This is a genomic window from Bradyrhizobium sp. dw_78 (genome assembly GCF_018449525.1).
Lineage (GTDB): Bacteria > Pseudomonadota > Alphaproteobacteria > Rhizobiales > Xanthobacteraceae > Bradyrhizobium.
In genome coordinates, this window is sequence record NZ_JAAVUS010000001.1 from 746,939 (window position 1) to 767,749 (window position 20,811).

Annotated in this window: 17 protein-coding genes and 1 pseudogene; 1 reads left to right on the forward strand and 17 read right to left on the reverse strand. The window is 59.1% G+C overall.

Annotated elements, in window-relative coordinates; genetic code table 11:
• Positions 1-163: 163 nt before the first annotated feature.
• From HB630_RS03390 to HB630_RS03430, 9 genes and pseudogenes are all read right to left on the reverse strand, one after another.
• Positions 164-478: pseudogene (locus tag HB630_RS03390) on the reverse strand (NAD-dependent epimerase/dehydratase family protein); the annotation flags it as partial.
• A 118-nt stretch (positions 479-596) separates the two neighbouring features.
• Positions 597-1,346, reverse strand: a complete 750-nt coding sequence (locus HB630_RS03395) for a glycosyltransferase family 2 protein (RefSeq protein WP_213770046.1) — start codon at positions 1,344-1,346, stop codon at positions 597-599.
• 10 nt (positions 1,347-1,356) lie between these two features.
• The gene (locus HB630_RS03400) at positions 1,357-2,754 is read right to left on the reverse strand and encodes a capsule biosynthesis protein (protein ID WP_213770048.1); all 1,398 of its coding nucleotides are present in this window, start codon (positions 2,752-2,754) and stop codon (positions 1,357-1,359) included.
• Positions 2,751-4,148, reverse strand: a complete 1,398-nt coding sequence (locus HB630_RS03405) for a surface carbohydrate biosynthesis protein (protein WP_346656025.1) — start codon at positions 4,146-4,148, stop codon at positions 2,751-2,753. Before HB630_RS03405 ends, HB630_RS03400 begins: the two co-directional genes overlap by 4 nt.
• Before the next feature lie 91 nt (positions 4,149-4,239).
• On the reverse strand, positions 4,240-5,763 hold the full coding sequence (locus HB630_RS03410; protein ID WP_213770049.1) for an oligosaccharide flippase family protein: 1,524 nt from the start codon (positions 5,761-5,763) through the stop codon (positions 4,240-4,242).
• Between the two features lie 10 nt (positions 5,764-5,773).
• Positions 5,774-6,592 (reverse strand): SDR family oxidoreductase, encoded by an 819-nt coding sequence (locus HB630_RS03415; RefSeq protein WP_213770051.1) that lies wholly within the window; start codon positions 6,590-6,592, stop codon positions 5,774-5,776.
• The gene (locus tag HB630_RS03420) at positions 6,589-7,305 is read right to left on the reverse strand and encodes an acylneuraminate cytidylyltransferase family protein (RefSeq protein ID WP_213770053.1); all 717 of its coding nucleotides are present in this window, start codon (positions 7,303-7,305) and stop codon (positions 6,589-6,591) included. Before HB630_RS03420 ends, HB630_RS03415 begins: the two co-directional genes overlap by 4 nt.
• The gene (locus HB630_RS03425; protein ID WP_213770055.1) at positions 7,302-8,210 is read right to left on the reverse strand and encodes a Gfo/Idh/MocA family oxidoreductase; all 909 of its coding nucleotides are present in this window, start codon (positions 8,208-8,210) and stop codon (positions 7,302-7,304) included. The genes HB630_RS03420 and HB630_RS03425 overlap by 4 nt, the downstream gene beginning before the upstream one ends.
• On the reverse strand, positions 8,207-9,256 hold the full coding sequence (locus HB630_RS03430; RefSeq protein ID WP_213770057.1) for a nucleotidyltransferase family protein: 1,050 nt from the start codon (positions 9,254-9,256) through the stop codon (positions 8,207-8,209). Before HB630_RS03430 ends, HB630_RS03425 begins: the two co-directional genes overlap by 4 nt.
• A gap of 258 nt (positions 9,257-9,514) precedes the next feature.
• Between HB630_RS03430 and HB630_RS03435 the strand changes: the two genes are divergently transcribed.
• Entirely contained in the window at positions 9,515-10,141 is a 627-nt protein-coding gene (locus tag HB630_RS03435) for an acetyltransferase (RefSeq protein WP_213770059.1), read from the forward strand.
• On the opposite strand, the gene neuB is transcribed toward HB630_RS03435, so the two are convergent.
• The 8 genes from neuB to HB630_RS03475 form a co-directional block, all read right to left on the reverse strand.
• Entirely contained in the window at positions 10,132-11,205 is a 1,074-nt protein-coding gene (gene neuB, locus HB630_RS03440; protein ID WP_213770061.1) for an N-acetylneuraminate synthase, read from the reverse strand. The two genes, HB630_RS03435 and neuB, sit on opposite strands and share 10 nt — an antisense overlap.
• The gene (gene neuC / locus HB630_RS03445) at positions 11,202-12,380 is read right to left on the reverse strand and encodes a UDP-N-acetylglucosamine 2-epimerase (protein WP_213770062.1); all 1,179 of its coding nucleotides are present in this window, start codon (positions 12,378-12,380) and stop codon (positions 11,202-11,204) included. The genes neuB and neuC overlap by 4 nt, the downstream gene beginning before the upstream one ends.
• Positions 12,373-13,572 (reverse strand): LegC family aminotransferase, encoded by a 1,200-nt coding sequence (locus HB630_RS03450; protein ID WP_213770063.1) that lies wholly within the window; start codon positions 13,570-13,572, stop codon positions 12,373-12,375. Before HB630_RS03450 ends, neuC begins: the two co-directional genes overlap by 8 nt.
• Before the next feature lie 7 nt (positions 13,573-13,579).
• Positions 13,580-14,599, reverse strand: a complete 1,020-nt coding sequence (locus tag HB630_RS03455) for an NAD-dependent 4,6-dehydratase LegB (RefSeq protein WP_213770064.1) — start codon at positions 14,597-14,599, stop codon at positions 13,580-13,582.
• A gap of 157 nt (positions 14,600-14,756) precedes the next feature.
• Positions 14,757-15,968 carry an HAD-IIIA family hydrolase gene (locus tag HB630_RS03460; protein WP_213770065.1) on the reverse strand — a complete coding sequence of 404 codons (1,212 nt, stop codon included), beginning with the start codon at positions 15,966-15,968 and terminating at the stop codon, positions 14,757-14,759.
• A gap of 73 nt (positions 15,969-16,041) precedes the next feature.
• Positions 16,042-16,806, reverse strand: a complete 765-nt coding sequence (locus HB630_RS28595; RefSeq protein ID WP_213770066.1) for a DUF6418 domain-containing protein — start codon at positions 16,804-16,806, stop codon at positions 16,042-16,044.
• A 334-nt stretch (positions 16,807-17,140) separates the two neighbouring features.
• Entirely contained in the window at positions 17,141-17,728 is a 588-nt protein-coding gene (locus HB630_RS03470; protein ID WP_213770067.1) for a hypothetical protein, read from the reverse strand.
• A gap of 79 nt (positions 17,729-17,807) precedes the next feature.
• Positions 17,808-20,342, reverse strand: coding sequence for a hypothetical protein (locus HB630_RS03475; RefSeq protein WP_213770069.1), 2,535 nt, complete (start codon positions 20,340-20,342; stop codon positions 17,808-17,810).
• Positions 20,343-20,811: the final 469 nt, after the last annotated feature.

A 20,811-nucleotide genomic window follows, 5' to 3' on the forward strand; every position in this document is an offset into this window, starting at 1 on the left:
GGCGGACCGAATCAAGCGACATCTAGCGAATGTTTGAAGTCGGCGATGGTCTCTGTCAGGCCGTCGTTGAGCGCGATTTTGGGCTGCAGGTCAGTTGGGTCTTGGCCTTGGAAAGGTCCGGCTGGCGCTGCCGCGGACCGTCCTGTGGAAGTGGCTTATGGATCATCGCGCGGTGGATGCTGGTTTTGGTCGTTTGCACGGGACCGCGCCGGTAATGGATTGGGGAAGCCGGGCAGGCGAGATTGAAGATCGCGTTCACTTCGAGATGGAGCGGAAACGCAACGTCTTGACGCGTCGCCTCGAACAGCGCGTTGGATGCGAGGTTTGTGATATTGCGTCGGCTACCGGTAAAGTAGCTATCGACGCAAATCATGTCGGTGCCTTCGGCTAGCAGCCGCTTGCATAAATGGGACCCGATGAATCCCGCGCCAGCCGTGACGAGAATTCTGTTATTTGCATAGGTTCGCTCAAGCAGCATCGTCGTTTCCAAAAACCGTTATCTGGCCGTTGCGTGGCTGCGAAGTTTCGTGCGGATTGGTATCGGCAATAAGAAACTCCGCCAACTCTAATCGTTTAGGTATTTTAATACCTAATAATCAAAATTGCCGCCGTTTCAACCACGCCCGCGCGCTCCAATGGGCAAAACACAAGGCTGATTTGATCAGCGAGAGCCGTTCGACGTCGCGGTAGATATGCCAGACCCAGCCTGCGGATCGCCGCGGCCGGCTCGAGACCGAGACGCCCCTGACGCGATAGCGCGCAAGGTCTTCGTTGAGGCCGTAGGCGACATGCCCGGGTTTGAGAATGCTCAGCCATAGGCAGAAATCGTCATAGGGCTCGTTCTTCATCGCGATGTTGCCGGCGATGTCGCGGTCGACCAGCGCGGTGAGCGTGGCGATCGAGGTGTTCTTGAGCAATTGCTCGTAGGTCAGGGAATCCGGCACCGGAATCAGCCGCCCGGTGGTCGAGCCGATCTCGTTGATGCGGCGAAATGCTGTGAAGCTAAGCGCCGCCCGCTGCCCGCGCGCAAAGTCGATCTGCCGTTCAAGCTTTGTGGGCAGCCAGAGATCGTCGCTGTCGAGAAATGCGATGAAGCGGCCCTGGGCCTGTTCGATCGCCGCTTGACGGGCCAGCGCCGGTCCGCCGTTGCGCGGCTGCCGGATCAGCTTGACCCGTGGGTCTTTCGCCGCATAGCCCTCGATCACGGCGGCCGTGTTGTCCGTCGAGCAATCGTCCGCGATCAAGAGCTCCCAGTCGCCCAAGGTCTGCGACTGTACCGACTCGATCGTTTCTCCTATCAAACCCTCAACGTTCCACGAGGGAGTGATGATCGAAACCAGTGGCATGCAACAATCCTCAGGAGGCTGACGGTTCGGTGGTTGCCGACAACAGGGAGGCTGAGAAAGTGTCGAGTTGCTGTGGATTGTCGATATAGAGCTCGCCCGGAAATGACTGGCGCCACGCCGTTTCGAAATAAGGCGCCGCCGCAGCAGGATCGAAGCCCCGCGAGTGGAGCGCCTCGCGCAGCCGACGCGGGACGTCCTTGAGGCGTTCTGCGGCGAAGACGAGTGGGCAGGAGCGATAGAAAGCGTCGCCCATGACCACCACGGGCTTGCCGAGCAACACCGCTTCAGCGCCGGACTTGCTGTTGACCGACACCACGGCGTCGGCGCGTCCAAGCACGGCATAATTATTGGTCTGCGGCGGCAACAGCATGAAATTATCGAAGCGCCGCGCCAGCTCAAACAGGCGGCCGGCCGGGACCGCTCCGATCTGCGCCGGATGCTCCTTTACGACGAGGACGTGCGTGTCCGGAATCGTGCGCAGCAGGAAATCGATGGTCGCGACCTGATCGAGATATTCCGGCGAGCGCAAGGTCAGCGCCATGTCGGCGGGCACATGGAGCGGGTAGTAGATGAAGGGTGTCTCTGGCATCGGTTGATAAAGCTTTTTGAGCCGGGTGGCGCCGAGGGCCATTGCGGCATGCGCTCGCGCATGTCGCAAATTGTGCCCGAACTCCTGGTGCTTGCCGAGTGCAAACTGGTCCCAGAGCTTCTCGGCCAGACGGCGGGCGTTGCGCGCATTGGCGATCTTGTTGAACGCCGCCGCATATTGATGGCGGTCCTTCTGGGGAATGACGATCGACCGCTGGCTCAGCGTCTGGTCGAGATAGCTATGCACCTCGGGGGAAACCATCTCTGCCGGCGTGGCCATCGTGTCGGGCGCGGCAAAGCTGTCAGGGGTGTAGTAGAGCCGGCCGCGAAAGAACGACGGCTCGATAAACCAGTTGCGAATGCCATGCTTTTTCGCCGCGTAGAAGCTCGCGATAACCGAGAGGAATCCTCCGAGCTCCTGGACCACGACAGCGCGCTTTCCGAGTGAAGCGATCCGGTCAAGCACGGTTTCCATGGCGTTGCTGTAGATCATGAAGCGGCGGCGCATCGCGGCGCTATCGCGAATTCCGAAGGTCACGCGCTCGTGGCTGAACAGGAAATTCGTTCCGTCCAGGCCGTACCCCGTAACGCGGGCGGCAAAGACGCCCTGGTCTTCGATCGGTGCATCTCGTAGTCCCGTACGATACATATTGACGACGGGAATGCCCTGAGCGGTTGCCATCTCCGCACTGCGATCGTCGAAGGCCAACAACTGGACTTCGCGCCCCGCATCGTGCAATCGCCGCGCCACCGGAATCCAGAACCGCGTCTGGTATTCCGCAAGCGTGCTGATCAGAATGATTTCGGACGGAGTTGTCATGCGCGGGCGGCCCGTTGTTCTACGACGATGCTGGCCAGCGGTAAGCCGGTCTTCACACATCGCGCGCGCATCGCGGTGAACAGGGATGGGTCGCGTTTGTCGTGTGCGGCGATCCGCGCGAGAAGCGCTCCCACGTCGGCCGGGCCGATCCGTTTGTCGCGGCGCGCCGGGCTGATCCAGGTGCGCAGCTTTTCGGTTACGGCCGATCCAAGTACGAGGCTGGCCGCTCCCTTGGCGATCTGCCCGGTACTCGGATTTGGTCGTGTGCCCCTCAGCGCACTGGAAAGCGAAATGAATGGCCGCCGGGGATTCTTCGCATCGATCAGAACGTCGGCGATGCGTTCGCCGGCCGCACCGTCGTTCCTGTAAAAGAACGCATCGATATTGACGGCATGTGTGCCGGCAAAATCGAACTTGCTCGCCTCCTCATCGAGATGGTCGATGACTTTCAGCAACTCGTCAAACGATGTGACGGGGCGGCTCACGCTTGCAGGTAACCGGGCATGTGCCGCCGTTGTCGGCGTGTTGAGGTATTCGAGCTGGATCGGCAGCTTTTCGAGCAGGACCGCTTCGACCGCGGTGCCGCAGTTTAAGTGAATGACAGCTTGCGCATTCTGGATCATATCGAGCACGCTTCCCGTGCCGTCTACCACGACGTTCGGATAGCGCGCCAGCGCGGTGCGATACACTTCTTCGCTCTCAAAGGGGTGTGGACGCAGCAAAATCGGGCGGTCCGGCCGCCGCTCCGCAAGGCGACCGATCTCGACGAGGTAATTGGCGAAGACCTGCTTCAGATCGGGAAGGAAACGGTCGATATAGGCGGCATCCCATCCAGCGCGGATCATGGATTCGCGCTCGGCGCCGGGCTTACTGGAAAAGCGGGAGTTCACCAGCGGGAAGTTGGCGTTCACCAGCAGATAGCCGCGTCGCTGGCCGTTAAGCAGTGTCCGCCAGCGGGGAGCCGCGAAATCAAACCGCGGACATCCGGTCAAATGAAGCTGATCCGACTTCATCGTCTTGTTGTCGTTGAATGCCGCGTGAAGCTTGCCGCCCCAGAAGAAATAACCCGACAGGATGTCGGCATAGCCGCTGTTGCGCATATAGGCCGCCATGGCCGGCGGTGAATTGCCGCCTTTTTCCGCGAGCACGCCGCCTTCGGTGTCGAGAACGTAGAGCGCTAGGCCGGCCTTGGCAAAACTCCGCATCAGGTCGAGATTGGCGGCGCGCGCATAATTGACGACCAGCGCATCGAGCCCAAGGCGCGGCACATCGATACCCTGTTCGTACATCGGGATGATCGCCGCCGACACGCCGCGCGAGGCGAGTTGATAGGCGGCAAGAACGCTTCCCGCCAAGTCACGTTTGGGGTGGTCGACCACCCATCCGATACGCACAATGCACTCCTAGGGAAAGACGGGTCAGAAGCGCGCAGCAGCAGTGAAGAGGCCTGAGCATATTTCATGCCCTTCATGGTACCGCCAAACGTCAACCCATCGCTTTGCTAGCCCATCCCAGACTGCGTCCAACCTCGAGAAAGATCGTGCGATGTCTTCGTTCGAGCACAAAGAAATACTGCACCAGCCAGCTCATGAAGCTAAACGCGCCAATAATGAGCGCGAGCCTTACCACACTGTCCAGCTGAATGTAATCCGCGAAGATAGATAGCAGCAGGCCGCAACACAACAGGAGCAACACTTGAGCTCCGAGTGCCCTCAGAACGCGATATTGATCCAGCTCCAAGGCGCGACTCATGGCGACGATCTGCCAGGGTAATACCACTACATTTCCGATCACCTGTCCGAGAATGAGGGCTCGCTCGCCAAACAGCCCCAGCGTTGGGTACGCTACTATTGCCCAAACCAGCAGCTGACACACCATCAGTTTGTTCAGACGGGCCTGAATTTCTGTTCGTGTAAGAAAAATAACGTTCCCGAAAGCGAGATATTGAGCGCAGATCGGAACAATAAAACTCAAGCCCATCCAGAAGGCGTATGGGGTCAGTTGTGGGCCGATCCAGACCTGCATGATGTTCGGTGACAACACCGCAGCTGCAACCAGCGGCGGCACGGTGAACATCGGCAGCATGATCAGGCCAAATTCACCAAGCCGCTGGAACACTGTTGAGCTACCGCGCTCCTCAAGACGGCTCGCAACCGGCAGCAAGGCGGACGTCAAAAGTCCAACAACAACTTTTGACACTCGCGAAAGGCGGACTAATGCGTCGTAAACGCCAACTCCTTTAGGTCCGAATAGTAGGCCGACGACAAAAGGTTGAATGGGCAATGCGATGCCGCCGATGAGCTTGCCTTGAGCAAACAGCCAACACCGGTGTAACAATTCGCGCTGGATTTCTTCGGTCCAGGCCGACAACCTGATCTTTCCAGCAAGGGCAGTGATGGCAGCCGCGAGTATCATAAGGGCGCGCATTACGGTAGTAGCGAGATAGATATAAGCGACAATGTCGAACGATGCCGAAGCTTTCGAAGCCCAGATGGTCAATACAACATAAGTAACGGTTGATGAAAGTTCCGAAAATCGCAACAGGTTATAGCGCTCGAATCCCTTGATGACGCCTTCCCACACTAGCGCCGGAATCAGAATTAGATTTCCGATTGCCGTATAGTGCAGAATTTCCGTAAATTTCTCGGCGTGATCGGCATCAACCCTCATAATGATGGTAAGGTACGGTGCGGCCAGCCAGATCGCAGTGCTCAAGACCAATGCGAGCAGAATCGATAGCACTGTCAGAAACGAAAGCTGACGGCCAGCAAGGTTCCAGTTGCGATGCTCCCTCGCGCGCGCGACCACCTGGGTCGTCACCTCCGACAGGCCAAGGTCCAGTAAGCCCATCATGCCGGTCGGCAGCAGCAAGCGCGCGAGGACAATGAGGCCGAATTCCGTCACGCCCCAGGTGCGGATGATCACCGGAATGACGATCAGGCCGAGCAGTGCGGCGATGCCAAATGCGACGGTCGAGATGATGGTGTTCTGGATCAGGCGTTTTATCATCGTGGCTGCATTACCACGCGCTCAGGCCGCCATCGACCGCGATGTTCTGACCGGTGACATAGGACGCCGCGTCGGACACGAGGAACAGCACCGCGCCGACCATCTCGTCGGCGCGCGCCATCCGGCCGAGCGGAACGCGTGCGCCATAGCGCTGCTTGAAGGTGTCGTTCTGTCCGCTCTCGACGCCGCCAGGTGTCAGCGTGTTGACCCGCACGCCTTGGGCGCCCCAATAGGTGGCGAGATGCTTCGTCAGTCCAATGACGCCGGCTTTTGAAGCCGTATAGACCGCCGGTGTGTTGATCGCGCGCCCCAGATATTCGGAGCCCTCGTAAATGCGCTGATCCGGCGCCATCAGCCCGTAAATCGAGGCGGTCTGCACGATACTGCCATAGCCGCGCTCGGCCATCAGGGTCCCAAAAACCTGGGCGACATTGAACATGCCGTCGAGATTGACCGCCATGATCTCGCGCCAGGTTTCCAGCGAAAAGGTTGCGATTGGTGCGAAGAAGGCGTCGATGTCGCGGGTCTTGCTGGCGGCGTTGTTGAGCAGGATCGAGACCGGCCCAAGATCGGCTTCGACCGCCCCTGCAACACGGCGAATGGCGTCGGGCTGCGTGATATCGCAGGCATAGCCCTTCGCTTGGCCGGCGAAGGGCGCCGACAGTTCGGATGCGGCGGTCTGAACCGCGGGCCCGTCCAGATCGAGAAGAGCCACCTTGGCGCCGAACTCGGCGAGGCCTTCGGCAAAACGGCGTCCCAGAATTCCGCATCCGCCGGTGATAACAGCAGTACGTCCGCTGAGGTCGAACAGATTCTTGAATCCAGTCATGGCTTGATCCCCGTGGACGCCAGCCGTTTCCGGAGCAGGAGTTCCACCAGCGTAAAATCGAGGTCGGAATCGATATCGACGGAGCGTTCTTGTGGCATCTCGAACAACCGTGTGTCCGGATAGAATACGGCCGGATGTTCCAGGAATGTGCCGACGCGCCAGGCGTAGATCGAGGCGTTCATGTCGAAACAGCGTGGCGCATTCTGGCGGCGTACGATTGGCGGATCGGCGACCTTGGACAGGCCTACCGTGCCGTCGGCGCGCGCTTCCACCAGATTGAAATAGGGCGAACGATGCGCGGGCGCGCCGGTGATGACGTTGCGCGCGCCGGATGACTTCAAGAGTTCGACCGTGCCGGTGATGTCGGAGGGCAGCCGCAGCGGCGAGGTGACGTCGAGGTCGACAAAGATCTCGGGGAGCTTTCCGGTGCGGGCGATGGCCTGCTCGAGACAATGGCGTATCGCGGGAAGTTTGGGGGCGGCGTCCGTCGCCATCTCGTCGGGACGCTTGATCGCGATATCCGCGCCGGCTTTCAAGGCGGCATCGAGCAGAAAGTCGGAATCGCTGCTGAAGGCAATCGCCTCGAAAAGACCGGTCTCCCGAGCCTGCCCGATGGTCCATGCCAGCAACGGCTTGCCCAGGAGATCGCGGCTGTTCTTGCCGACCACGCCCTTGGAGCCGCCGCGCGCGCATATCGTGCAGAGCAGGGTCATGCCGATATCCAGGCTTGCGCACGTAGCGCACGTTCGCTGGCATCGATCAGATCCACCACCGCGAGCCCTTCCAGCAAGGAACAGGTCGGCTCAAGGCCCTTGATCGCGGCAAGGTGCATCTCTTTGTAGCTCCGATCGCGTTCACTCGGATAATCACGAGGCTCACCATTGATGGTGAGCCGTCCGCCAGCGATATCAGCTTCAATTGTCTCGTCTTCCAGATTGACCCGTATCGTTCGGATGCCGGGCCGATCCAGATAGTCCATGTGTACCTGCACGGCCTGCGAATGGCTCATCTCAAGCAGCAGACTAACGTGATCGTCCACGGCGATCTGCCGGGCGCCCGATGCGCCGCCAAGCGCGGCCACCCGGCGCCACGGCCCAAACAGCCATATCAGGTAATCCAGTTCATGGCTGAGATCCCGTAGCACACCGCCACCGGCTTCCTCCGTTGAGGACGCCGTCGTGCGATGGTCGCGCCCCGGCCGCCAGTCGCGGATGTCCTGGCCGACATAGGCTGAGACCGTGATTGCCCGCCGTCCGCGCACCCGTTCGGCCAATGCCGTCATCACCGGATGGAAACGCAGATTGTAGCCGATGGAGAGGCTGGCAAACGGATAATCGGCAACCGGCCCGGCATGCGCGAAAATCGGCTTCTCGACCAGCACCGATCCGCGAAAGCCGGCATCGGCGAGTTCGCGAAGCGAGTCGGCATGGCACGCTGTCTCGGTGGCGATCACCGCATATTCCGGGCGGCTCGCAGCAATGGCGCTGGCGATCGTAGGATAGTCACCGACGCCGCGACGGCTCACGGTCGCGACGCGGCATCCAAGCTCTTGCAGCACGCGCGCATGCCGTTGCCCGATCGAACCGAGACCGATGACGACGGTATCCGGCAGGGTCACGGGAAGACCTCGTTGAACTCTGCGTGAGCCTGTTCGAAATCTTCCATCCGGCCGATATCGAGCCAGTATTCCCGGATCGGATAGACAGCGACACGGCCGTTGTTGGCGACGATGCGTTCCAGCACCGCCGGCATATCGATCCGCACGCCGCGGTCGACATAATCGAACGCCGCGCGCCCGAGCACGTAAATGCCGGCGCTCACGAACCAGGACTCGGTCGGTTTTTCCCGGATGGTCTGAAGATAGCCATCGGACGCGGAGACGACGCCGTAGGGAACATGAACCTTGTGCTCGCGCACGGCCATGGTGGCGTCTGCAGGCGTGCCGTTATGGAAGTCGAGCAGGGCGCTGTAGTTGATGGTGCTGAGAATGTCGCCATTGGTGACGACCATCGGCAGACCGGGAGGCTCCGGCAATAGCCCCAGCGCGCCCGCGGTTCCGAGCCGCTCCGTTTCATGAATATACTGGATCGCGGCGCCCAGCGCCGAGCCGTCGCCGAAATGATCCACGATCATCTCGGCCTTGTAGTTCACCGATATAAAGACGTTCCTGAAGCCCTGCTGGACGACATTGCGGACGATGGTTTCCAACAATGGTCGTCCGCCGACATCGAGCATCGGTTTGGGACGGTCGCGCGTCAGCGCGCCCAACCGTTCGCCGAGTCCGCCCGCCATGATGAGAACCGGGTTCGGATAGTTCGGCGCTTCGAGCAACTCATCGAACGTCTCGACGTCGACCAACTGACCGCTGTCATCAAGCAACGGAAGCTGCTTGATGGATTTTTGCCGCATCAGATGCAGCCGTTCCTCCCGCGTCAGCGTCGCGGATGCCGACACGGGCCTGGGATTCATCACCTCGATGGCGAGGCTCGATAGCGTAATTCCGCGCAGCAAGCCGCGCCTGACGTCGCCGTCGGTGACGACGCCGAGCAGGCGATTCGAGCCATCCAGCACCAGAGCGACCTGGATGCTGCCGCTCTCGATCGCAGCAATCGCCTCGCCTACAGTCGCCTGCGTTCCAACGATGGCTTTGCGCCAGGAGTTCATGGCTATTTCGCCTCGTAATCGCCAGATATTGACGGCGTTCGACGGTGGATTCCGGTATATCGCGGCTGCAAATGGCGGCGTCAATCCCAAATGGCGGGACGTTGCCTCATGACCCCCGTCCGTTAATGCCGGTTTTGGTTTGAGATCGCCTTTTTTTCAGCCTTTGGAGCGGGCGGCGTTGGCCTTTTCGCTCCCTTGGGCCAGCCGTTTGAACGCCAAGCCTTTCGCGGCTAAACTCCATCTTTGCAGGGAGCACGAATGGACGATCTGATCATCATTGGCGGCGGCGAGCACGCGTTCATGGTCTATGAACTGGCGATGCAATCCGACAAATTCCGCCTCGTCGGTTTCATCGACAGGCAACCCGGTGAGCTTGGTGAGGCTGACTATCTCGGAACGGATGCCGTCATCAATAAATATCCCGACGCGCATTTCATCCTGGGGGTCGGCGCCATGCGGGCGGGCGGCGCGCGCAAGACCCTCGTGAGTCGGCTGGGAATTACCAAATGGGCATCGCTGGTGCATCCGCGCGCGATCGTCTCGTCTTTCGCGAAGCTCGGTGTCGGTACCGCCGTGCTCCCCGGGGCCATCGTGAATGCGCGAACCACGATCGGAGATCACTGCATCATCAATTCCGGCGCAGTCGTCGAACACGATGTCAGGATCGATAGCTACACCCATATCTGCCCTGGAAGTGTCATCGGTGGCGCATCCATCATCGGCGAGAACTGCTTCATCGGCCTCGGCAGCCGCGTGCGCGATCATATCTCGATCGGTAGGGATTCGTTTGTGGCGATGGGCGCGCTTGTCACGGCCTCATGTCCGGAGGCGTCCGCGCTGAGCGGATTCCCCGCCAAGCCGGCGGCCGTGCCAATTCATAGCTGATCGTCCGTGTCATAGGGCCGCGCCGCAGCCGTCCCGATCAGCGACCAATAATCAATCGGCGGACGGCCTGAGCCGGGCCGTTTCATCGTGATATCGGCGGGGCCGATGATTTCGCCGGCTTTGAGCGGCCGAGCCGCGACGACGCTTTTTCGTGCCACCGGAATATTTCCGACCTCGGAAGCCTTTGGCGCCTTGACGCCGTCGCCCAGCGCACCTTCGATATTGCGGATGGCCGATACCATGCGTTTGAAGTGGTCAGGTTCCAGCGACGCCGCATGATCCGGTCCCTCGGCGTTGCGGTCGAGGGTGAGGTGCTTTTCGATGATGCCGGCGCCGAGCGCGACGGCCGCCAGCGATATCTCGAAGCCATCGGTGTGGTCGGAATAGCCGACCGGCAACTGGAACGCGCCGCGCATCGCCGCCATGGCCGCAAGGTTCACGTCAGCGGTCGGGCAGGGATATTCGGTCGTGCAATGCAGCAGGCTGACATGCCGGGCCAGGTGCTGACGCGCTGCCGGATCGCGCCATGCCGCTCGGAATGCCGCGATACCCGGCGTTCCGCCACTGCCTGAATAGCCGTGGGCGAGCACGCCCAGCGCCTCCTCGATCTCTCCCAGCGTCGCCATGCCGGTCGATAGGATCAGCGTCATGCCGGCCCCGGCAACCGCATGCAACAGCGGCGCATTGGTCAGATCCCCCGATCCGATCTTGATGCGTGGCAGTTTCAGCGAAAGCAGAAATTCGAGCGATGGATGATCGAACGGCGTCGAGAGGAACTCGATGCCGCGTTTCCCGGCATGTGCGATCAGCGCATGGTGCGCGGATTGCGGCAATTCCAGCCGTTGCAGCATCGCGAACTGGCTTTCCGACGAACCGGTCGCGCGCTGCTGGTAATCAGCCTTTTGCGCCGAACGTCCGGCCAGCGCACTGGCATTGAAGGTCTGGAATTTGACGACGTCAGCGCCGGCATCCGCGGCCGCGTCGACCAGCGCGAGCGCGGTTTCCAGGCTGCCGGAATGATTGACGCCGGCTTCGGCGATGATCAGCGTGCGGGGCGTTGTCATGAAACATCCCCGCCAGGCGGCATGTCGTAAAAACCTTTTTTCAGCAACTGGCGGAAGTCCGGAATGGCGGCGATTACATCGGCAAAGCGCTTGCTGGATTCGCCGTCGCCATAGGGGCTGACGGTGGGCTGCCGGCCGCGGAGCAGCGCCTTCGAGATCGCCGCGGCGATCGCCTTTTGCTCGGGCGGTGTATTGAAAACCGAAGCCGCGCGCTCGCGCCCCTTTTGCCTGTCGCCGATATCGACCGTGGGGACGTTGAGTGAGGGTGTTTCCAGCACACCGCTGGAGGAGTTGCCGATCACCATATCGACCTGGTTCATCAGGCTGATGTAGCGAAGCTGCCCGAGCGAAGCCACCGCGGCGGTGTTCGGGCGGCTTGCCGCGAATGCTTCGATCCGTCCGTTCAGCGCGCGGCCTTCGGCGTCGGCATTGGAGAGCGTGAAGAAGAGACGGAACTCCGGATCGAGCGTCGATAGCGCCGCGAACAGTTCGTCCAGAGCGCTGACGGAGCGGCCGGCCTCGATCGTCAGCGGATGGAAGGTAACGAGCGCATTGCGCGGACCGAGCGCCATTCCGGCTTCGCGTCCGATGGTCTCGCGGTCCATCAGCTCCAAGCGCTTGATGGCGTCGATCCCAGGCGAGCCGATGGTATGGATGCGCGACGGGTGCTCGCCAAGCTGCATCAGCCGCCGTGTCGAATCCTTGTTGCTGGTGAAATGCAAATGCGCCATCTTGCTGATGGTGTGGCGGGTCGATTCATCGACCACGCCTTCGGTGACGTCGCCGCCAAACAGATGCGCCATCGGCAGCCGCATGAACATCGCCGCCTGTGCCGCGGCCAGTGTTTCGTAGCGATCGCCCAGCACGACGACGAGATCCGGCTTTAGCCGCGCGAACGCATCGGCAAAGCCGATGACGCCAAGCCCGACCGACTTGGCGACGCCTACACCGGAATCACTGCTGAGCAGGGTTTCGACGGTTTCATCGACGTTGAACCCCTCATCGCGGATATTGCTGACAGTATAGCCGAATTCGGGCGAGAGATGCATGCCGGTGGCTGCGAGTTGCAGTGTCAGCCCGGCTGTCTGACGGATCGCCCGCATCGGCCAGACCAGCAGGCCGAAATCGGCCCGGCTGCCGGTCACAAAGCAGATCTTGCGGGAAGTATTAGTCATCGCGGGCCTGTATACTGGCGCTACTCGGCAGATTGATCAGCCGCCGTTCGATCGATTCCGAGACGCTGAGGTCGCCGCGCGGGCTTTCGCTGAACATGGGAAGCCGGTGCATCAGTGTCCATGCCGGGCGTGCTCCGAAACCTGCGGCATTCAATTCGGTCAGCGCTTCGTCGCGGAGGGAAGCATGCGCTTCATCAAGCAGGATGGCATTCAGCCAGTAATTGCTGCTGGTTCCTTCCGGCTCGCGCGCGAATTGAACGCCGGGAATGTTTGCAAAAGCGCGATCATAGGCGTCGGCAAGCCGGCGCTTGTTTTTGAGGAAGCCGTCGAGCTGTTCGAGCTGGGCACAGCCGAGCGCCGCATTCAGATTGGGCAATCGGTAATTGAAGCCAATTTCGTCATGCACGAACGCCCATTTGTGCGGCAGCTTTGCTGTGGTCGTAATATGTTTGGCCCGGCGGCCGAGTTCCTCGTCATTGGTGAGGATGGCGCCGCCGCCTCCGGTGGTTACGATCTTGTTGCCGTTGAAGCTTAGCGCGGCGAACTGTGCCCGTGAGCCGACCGCACGGCCCTTGTAGGTCGATCCCAACGATTCAGCGGCGTCTTCGACCAGAGGAATTTCCCACTGCCGCGCGATCGCCGAGATCTCGTCCATATCGACCGGATGACCGAACGTGTGCATCGGAACGATCGCAGCGATTCGGCGGCCGGTTTCGCGATTGATCGTGCCCTCAGGCTTTCGCTGCGCGATCGCATCAAGGCGAGTGCCGAGCGCCTGCGCATCCATGCCGAGTGTCTTGAGCGAACTATCGATGAAATGCGGTGTCGCGCCGCAATAGGCGATCGCATTCGTGGTGGCAATGAAGGTCAGCGCCGGCGAAATGACTTCGTTGCCCGGCTCAACGCCGGCCAGCCTGAAGCAGGTGTGCAGGGCGGCGGTGCCGTTGACGACCGCGATCGCGCGCTTGGCGCCGGTATATTCCGCGAGCATGTCCTCGAAGCGGTCGACGAATTTGCCGACCGACGATACGAATGTGCTCTTGATGCATTCATCGAGATAGGCAAGTTCGTTTCCCGCGAATACCGGCTCGTGCAGAGCAAGGGTGCCATTCGGCGTTCCCACGGCGCGCTGGACGGCGGCAACGACCGCTCGCACGTCAAAACGGTCGGATTTCGCTGTCGGAATGCTCACCGTCTCCTCATACGTTGTAGACGTCAGCTTTGTAGCGCGCGAGATTTGCCGGGTCCATAAACCATTGCGCGGTCTTTTCCAGTCCGCGCCGCAGGCCGTCGATCCCGCCGAATTCAGGCGACCAGCCCAATTGCTGGCGGGCCTTGGAATTGTCGGCCCAAAGGCGCTCCACTTCGCTGTTGCCGGGTCGAAGCCGCGCCTCGTCGGTCTCGATCTCGAGTTCGGTTCCCATGACTTCGGCGATCATGCTGGCGGTGTCGCCGACCGATATCTCGAAGCCGCTGCCGAGATTGATGGTCTGGCCGACGGTCTGGTCGGCGGGCGCCGTGAGCCCTGCAATCAAGCCACGCGCGGTATCGGTCGCAAACGAGAAGTCGCGGGTCGGGCCGACCGCGCCAAGGCGGATCTTGCGCTTGCCCGACGCAAGCTGGCTGATGATCGTCGGGATGACGGCGCGCGCCGATTGCCGCGGCCCGTAGGTGTTGAACGGCCGGATGACGACCACTGGCATGTCGAAGGAGGCGTGAAACGATAGCGCCATCTGGTCCGAGGCGATCTTCGAGGCCGAATAGGGTGATTGTCCGACCAGTGGATGGCTCTCCTTGATCGGTACGAACTGCGCGGTGCCATAGACTTCGCTGGTCGATGTCTGCACGAAGCGGCGCACGCCGGCATGGCGGGCGGCTTGCAGCACATTCACCGTGCCGCGGACGTTGGTTTCGACATAGGAGTCGGGAGCGATGTAGGAAAATGGAATCGCGATCAGTGCCGCCAAATGCATGACGTCGGTGCATCCGGCCGCCGCCGCGATCATGAAATGGGGATCGCGAATGTCGCCGGCGACGACTTCAACCGATTTCATGACGTCGGTGGGAACGGTGTCGAGCCAGCCCCAGGAGTTGAAAGAGTTGTAATAGGCGATGGCTTTGACCGTCGCGCCTGCTCTGACCAGTTCTTCGACCACGTGCGAGCCGATGAATCCGTCGCTGCCGGTGACGAGTACCCGGGCGTCCTTCAGATCGTTCATATCGGACCCCAAAAGGCGATTATTCAAGTGTTCGCAATGCGATGGCGCTATAGCACATCGGTTGCCGGGCGCAACCAAGCCTTGATCAGTTGCTGAAATCTGGCCAGTTCGGGGCTGTCCCGCATCCTGAGGGAGCCAGCGAGGCGGGTCGGAGAAGCTATTTTGGCTTGGAATCGGGCCTGATGGGCAAGTGTCGTTTCACAAAGACCTCAAGATTACCGCCGGAAAAGAGATAGCCTAGCACACCCGCCGCCCGCGCCGCCTGCAGGTCGCCTTCCTTGTCACCGATCAGAAGGCTGTCGGCTGTGTTGACGGGAAAGCGGGCCATCAGATCCGTGATCATCCCTGGGGCGGGCTTGCGCCGCTTGCTGACGCGGCGATACCGCTCTACCGTTCCGTCGGGATGATCCGGGCAATATTCGAAGGCGTCGATATGAGCCCCGATCACGGCCATTTCGTCCGCCATCCAGCGGTGCAGGGCTTGCACGTGGCTTTCTTGATAAAAGCCCCGGGCGACGCCTGACTGGTTGGTGACGACGAAGGCAAAATATCCGGCGTCATTGACCGCCTTCACCGCTTCCCTGGCCCCCTCGATCCATTGCAGCTTGTTTGGTTCGAAGGTGTAGCCTGAATCATGGTTGAGCACGCCATCGCGGTCGAAAAACACCGCTGGCCTTCTCAATCGTGCATTCAATTCGCTGTCGGCGCGCGCAAAATCCTCGGGGATGCCAATATCGATGAAATAGCCGCGATAGGCTGTCCCGCTCATGGCGCCCCTGGCGGCAAGCGCGGGGAAAACGTCTTGCTCAAGCGAGGCCGGGAGCTGTTTGATCTCGGTAATGATCGACCGGTCGATGACGTAGATGCCGGCGTTGACGGGGCCGGCTGCACCCTGACCCGGTGCGATGAACGCACGGATCATGCCGTTGTCGAGCACAACGCGGCCATACCGGTCACCGGCGACATCGGCGCGCAGCGCCATGTGGACGAGACTGGAGCCTGCGCGCGAAATAAGATCGAGAATGTTGAAGTCGAAAAACGAATCGCCGTTGAGAAGCAGGAAGCGATCTTGCAGCAACTCTCTCGCGTGAAGTAGTGCGCCGCCGGTTCCCAGCGGGGTCTGCTCCAACGAAACGGTAAGACATGCACGCCCCCTGACGGCACCTTCGTACCTCGCTCGAATGCTCTCGGCCTTATGACCGGCAAGCAGCAGGATTTGATCGAACAGGTCGTAGCGTACCAGTTCATCGATCAGCGTATCGAGAAACGGCCGTCCGCCGATATGCAGCATCGGCTTCGGCGCTGTTTTGGTCCGCTCCCCGAGCCGCGTGCCGAGTCCTCCGACCAGAATGACGGCTTGTCTCAGCACAGTATGTCCTTGCCGCCGTCAGGCCTGGGCCCGATGGTTTGTATTTTACCAAAGGGTTGCGGACCCATTGAAGTCAAGCCTTTGATCTCAATTTTGTAAGCAAATTCTCGGGCGCCAGGGATAGCCTTCCATTGGTCAGGCTATGCTCGATAGCCAAGACCAGGGCAAATGCTGCCACCTTCACCCAATAGGTCCACGGCATTACAAAATTCAGCATGCCTTCGATATACATCACATAGAACCCGTATAAGACATAGACGCCCAAGAGGGCCGAAGCATAGTGGCCAAGCATTGTTCCCCTGATAACGTAGCCGGTCAGGGCTGCTGCAATGCAACCGGCGCCAAGCAAGAAGGGCCACGCCAGATATGACCCAAACAGTTCGAAGAAGATTTCGGGAAAGCCGCCCGCCAGTTGAAACCCCGTCAACACCTGATCGGTGGTCCGAGGTTCGCCAATGGTTGCGAACATTAAATACTGAATTGTCGTATTTCGGTTCGGATCGATTGGATCTTGAAACAGGAAGTTGAAGGCTACCGAGGGTTCGAATTGTCCGCTCTCGAAAACCCGTTCGAATGATGCCCACCCGATCTCGCTTGGCTGAATCAATACCCGTTCAAAGAGTTCGTGCCAGACTTGGTCGCCTACGTAACCTCTGACATTGGTAAGGTTGTTGTACAGCGCGAAAGAGATCACCATCGTCAGGGAGATAACGAAACCGACGCCAACGAGGCGCGATCTGTGTGAGACAAAGGTCTGACCAATCAGGAAAACGAACGATCCGCAAGTCGCGGCTGTGCGGCGAGCACGGCTGCCCAAGGTAAAATGAAAAAACTGCACAAACTATAGGACGCCGAAAATCGGCTTCCAGTCAGGAATGAATATGCCAGCATGGCGCACAAGAGAGCAACCATGCGGACGTGAAATCTATGTTCGCGGAGATATCCGGCAGCAAACATCAATCCGATCCAAAATGAAAAAAAGGACTCCATACTCGGAGATGAGATGGTGCGCGAGCCGCCAGTATAGATCGTGGCCAACGTTCGCCACGCCAAGGTAAAGATGATGAAAAAGAAACTGACGAATATTACAGGCCGCCAGCTAACGATGTAAAATAATAGAAGTAAAAACGCGAGGCCCGAGCACAAAACGGCGATGTGCTCCGCTGTCGAGATCATATCTCCGGTTTCCTTGCGGTCGATCGGCGTAGCTCTAGGCCCAGCAGAAGCAGCAACGAGGAAAGAACGACGGCGAGCCCCGCGAGAGCGGATAGCCGAACCGTGTTGTGTGACAGAGGCCCGTTCATATAAACTTCGGATTCTGCAGGGAACATAGTTCTTGTTACGAGAAGCTTGACTGCCTCAAGGCGACGCAGCCGCTCCTTGGTATCGTTCCAGGCTATGCCAAGCCCAGATTTCGAATCTTTTCCGGCGGACGACTGAGAACCCAATTGTAAGTCTCCGTCTTCCCATTTCTTGAGCTGGATAGATCGCTCCCGGTAATCGTCAATAGCTGCTTGCAACACCTTTGCGTTTTGGTCGAACAGAACGTTGTGCCGCTGTTCTATTCGATCGGCGATAGCGCAATACGCCGCGCGGCAGTCGGCAGCCGACGCAGCAGTCAGCTCAATCTCGATGTTGTCGTCAGTTAGAGCGTGTGTCCGAGGCATATCAAAAACCAATCGTTTGGACAGTGCGGCGCTGTCGTGTTCGAATTGGCTGGTGTCGACGATCGTTTGCCGGAACAGAGGAGTAGAGATCAAGGCTATGACAGCGCGATTGGGTTCCTCCTACGTGCTGTGGAGTCATTTTATTGCTATCCCCAACTACGTTAGGCAATAGCTAGAACGCCTTGCCGTATGAACCGATCGTGTCCTTGGTACATTCAATCAGGATGACCGCATTTTGGTTATCCGAGAAAAGCGTGCGGAAAGGTCCGCCGCCCAACGCCTTCGAGACTTCTTTGAGCGGTTCGTCGATCGGAAAATAGGATAGCCGTTCGCTGTTGTTCAAATGGAGCCATTGAATGGTTCGGGGATTGACGATCGTTACTATATTCCATTTCTTCTCTGCGCCATTGAGGACTTGCATTTGGCGCAGGATGTCGGCCCCGCTGTGCGGGATGTCTTTTTCCAGTAGCTGCCTTTCATCGATGGATTCCGTGGGCTTGACCGGCTTGAGAACGCCTTGAGCGAGATTTTTGCCAGATATTTGCGCCCGAATTTCCTCGTTCAGGCTTGCCAGGAGTGGGAACAGCGACTTGCAGGCCCGGAGTGCTTGACCCCCCGTGTCGCTGGTGGTCTCCGTGATCGCTGAAATGACACGTTTGACCCGGCTTGCGGTCATTTCATTGACGGTATCGAGATTCGAGAAGAGGTAGATTCCAGGTGCGCCGGTGATGGCCTCCGCGAACCCCAGGGTGTACGGGTCCGAAACAATGACGAAATCGCGGATGTTGTTATGCAGCCAGAGGGCCGTTTTCAGATCGCTTGCGTCGTAATGCGAAACCGCTGTCGCATGGTCCGGAAGCTGGCCGTAGCTATAAACCTTGAAAAGCGCAGAAATTCCCGATCGATCAACGACGACGCTGAGGCCGATGACCACGGCGAGACCGAAGATCTGGAGCCGGCGAACCGGTGCGAATGTGAGGGTGGCGGAAAGCAGAACCAAGGCGACGCCGGTCATCTCCAAGGGCCGCAGCATCGCCTGATATCCGCTATATCCCAAGTTTGGTGTCCAGCTAAACGAGTAAACGCCGATGACAAGTGCCGCCACAACAGCCGCGGTAATTACAGCGACGATCCGTCGTCCGCTCGAATTAGCAGCGATCGGATCCTTGAATAATTGAAAAAATAACTCGGTCGCTGTGACTGTGAAAAGGCCGGATATGATGAAAGCGATGCGATACAGAAATGGGAAGCCGGAGAGGGCGACCATACAAAGAACGCAACCAGAGATCCACGACCAAAACAGTAGGGCAATGTTTCTGCCCTGGGATTGCGAGTTTATCGATTGCGCCAAACGCGCAGGCCGATGGGTGGCACACCACCAAGCAATCATCAATCCGATTCCCGCAGCAAAGAGCGGCCCGATTGCCCGGCTGATTTCTATCGCTGCGACGTCTGATCCGGCCCCGAGCACCATATCGTCCCCGGGCTCGATCGGCTTTCCGAACACGAGGAGTGTGATGTGTGAGAAGAACTCGTCGCCTCGCACCGCGGGAATATAGCCGAGACGTGTGGCCACGACGTTGGCCAGCACCAACATACAAATGGATGGAAGTGCCAGTGACAGAATCCAGAGAGCTTTTTTCGATCGTAAGAACGAACCGGAAATAACATTGACGACGCCAATGTAAAAAAGCCACCCGAAGATTGAGATCGGAACAAACAGGTAAGCCCCGCGATGAGCGAGCATTAGCGCCATGGACCACATGACGCTTACAAACGCGTTAGAAGCGATCTTCTTCGCGATGTTTCCGCTCCGGTTCAGAACGTTAAAGGCCAGCGCGGCCGCGGCCATCAGCGCCAGCATCAGCGCATTATTGTTGAGGAGAAAAGCGGATAGGATGGATAAGAATGCGCCGCCGGCGGCAGTCAAGGTGGACACGGAGAGAACCTTCGATCGATCCGTCTTCGCGCCGGTTTTGATCAGCGCGCTCAGAAAGACGAAGCTGCTTGCCACCGCCAGACTGCCATTGGTCAATAGCCCGAGTGTGTTGGTTGCGGCCGCAAAAGAGAAAGCAAACCACTTCCTGTGACGATCGAGGAACAGTCCATCGGCGATCGAATAGAAAAAAATCATCAGACAAAGGATCGAAAAGTAACGATAGGACCAGTTGAATTGCAACAGGTCGAGGCCGAACGTGCCGGAGAGGGCGCCAGCGAGCGCTGAGCGAAGGTCAGGGTAGGATTGGCTTGCATAAGGATTTATTATTCCAGTGTCGGCATATTCCTGGGCGGTCTTTATCCAGTGGACGTCCGCGCCGATGTCGCCGAAGGGGAAGTCGGAAAAGGCGCCAAACGACCACCACCAAGTTATCAATGCTGCCGAGATCGAGAGCGTAGCCCATAGCGCGAGTTCGTCGCGATCTTCTCGGCGCGGAAGCCAAATGTTTGTGGTTGCCGCGAACCCCGCCAATGAAATGAGCAGAAGAATGCCGAGATCGGCATACAGATTCTCATAAATGAGAGAAAGCAGTTGCAGGAAGATGCTGGTGCCGGGGCCACCAATGGTAAGCCCCAGCACGATCATCTCGAGCTTCGTCAGGTGGGACTTTTCGATCACGGCGATTGATGACATCGCCAGGATGAACAATCCGAACCCCAGACAGATCAGGAAGAAAAGCAACGTCAACAAAATCGTGCCGATCCACATATCCATGATCCCGAGAGGGCTGACAGGCACGCGAATTGCCCAGAGCCGCAAGGTTCAGATTTCGCCCGATGGCGGGTTTGGATGCCGTCGTCGCAACGCTATCTGTGTTATAAAGTATTCACGTGATTCCGCTCTTGTGGTGGTTATCCCTAAAGGCACTTTTTTCGTCCCGGAATTACCCCAAAGCTTGTTAAGCCGCCAAGGCGGTCAGCCGTATGTTGACGGCCGTTGTAGCGACGCCGATGAGGGGACGCGCAGAGTTCCGTTGCCCCCGGCTTCTGGAATCCCAAATTGGCCGGTAGTATTGCGTTTTTGGTCTCTTTGGACTGATCTCCGCCGTTGGATATTCGCTGTCAACGGACCTGTCACGCCCCGCTTTAGACAGGCAAGCAATGGTCCGTCGTTCCCGGTTGATTCTCGATGTGTCTGAGCGTAAGGAGGCCTTCTGCTGCGGGACTTCAACGTCTTG

Excerpts from the sequence above, each read along its gene's own strand:
- HB630_RS03475 (WP_213770069.1), bottom strand. The coding sequence starts at position 20,342 with ATGTGGATCGGCACGATTTTGTTGACGTTGCTTTTCTTCCTGATCTGT.
- HB630_RS03415 (WP_213770051.1), bottom strand. The coding sequence starts at position 6,592 with ATGACTGGATTCAAGAATCTGTTCGACCTCAGCGGACGTACTGCTGTT.
- HB630_RS03420 (WP_213770053.1), bottom strand. The coding sequence starts at position 7,305 with ATGACCCTGCTCTGCACGATATGCGCGCGCGGCGGCTCCAAGGGCGTG.
- HB630_RS03395 (WP_213770046.1), bottom strand. The coding sequence starts at position 1,346 with ATGCCACTGGTTTCGATCATCACTCCCTCGTGGAACGTTGAGGGTTTG.
- HB630_RS03455 (WP_213770064.1), bottom strand. The coding sequence starts at position 14,599 with ATGAACGATCTGAAGGACGCCCGGGTACTCGTCACCGGCAGCGACGGA.
- HB630_RS03400 (WP_213770048.1), bottom strand. The coding sequence starts at position 2,754 with ATGACAACTCCGTCCGAAATCATTCTGATCAGCACGCTTGCGGAATAC.
- HB630_RS03435 (WP_213770059.1), top strand. The coding sequence starts at position 9,515 with ATGGACGATCTGATCATCATTGGCGGCGGCGAGCACGCGTTCATGGTC.
- neuC (WP_213770062.1), bottom strand. The coding sequence starts at position 12,380 with ATGACTAATACTTCCCGCAAGATCTGCTTTGTGACCGGCAGCCGGGCC.
- HB630_RS03430 (WP_213770057.1), bottom strand. The coding sequence starts at position 9,256 with ATGAACTCCTGGCGCAAAGCCATCGTTGGAACGCAGGCGACTGTAGGC.
- HB630_RS03410 (WP_213770049.1), bottom strand. The coding sequence starts at position 5,763 with ATGATAAAACGCCTGATCCAGAACACCATCATCTCGACCGTCGCATTT.
- neuB (WP_213770061.1), bottom strand. The coding sequence starts at position 11,205 with ATGACAACGCCCCGCACGCTGATCATCGCCGAAGCCGGCGTCAATCAT.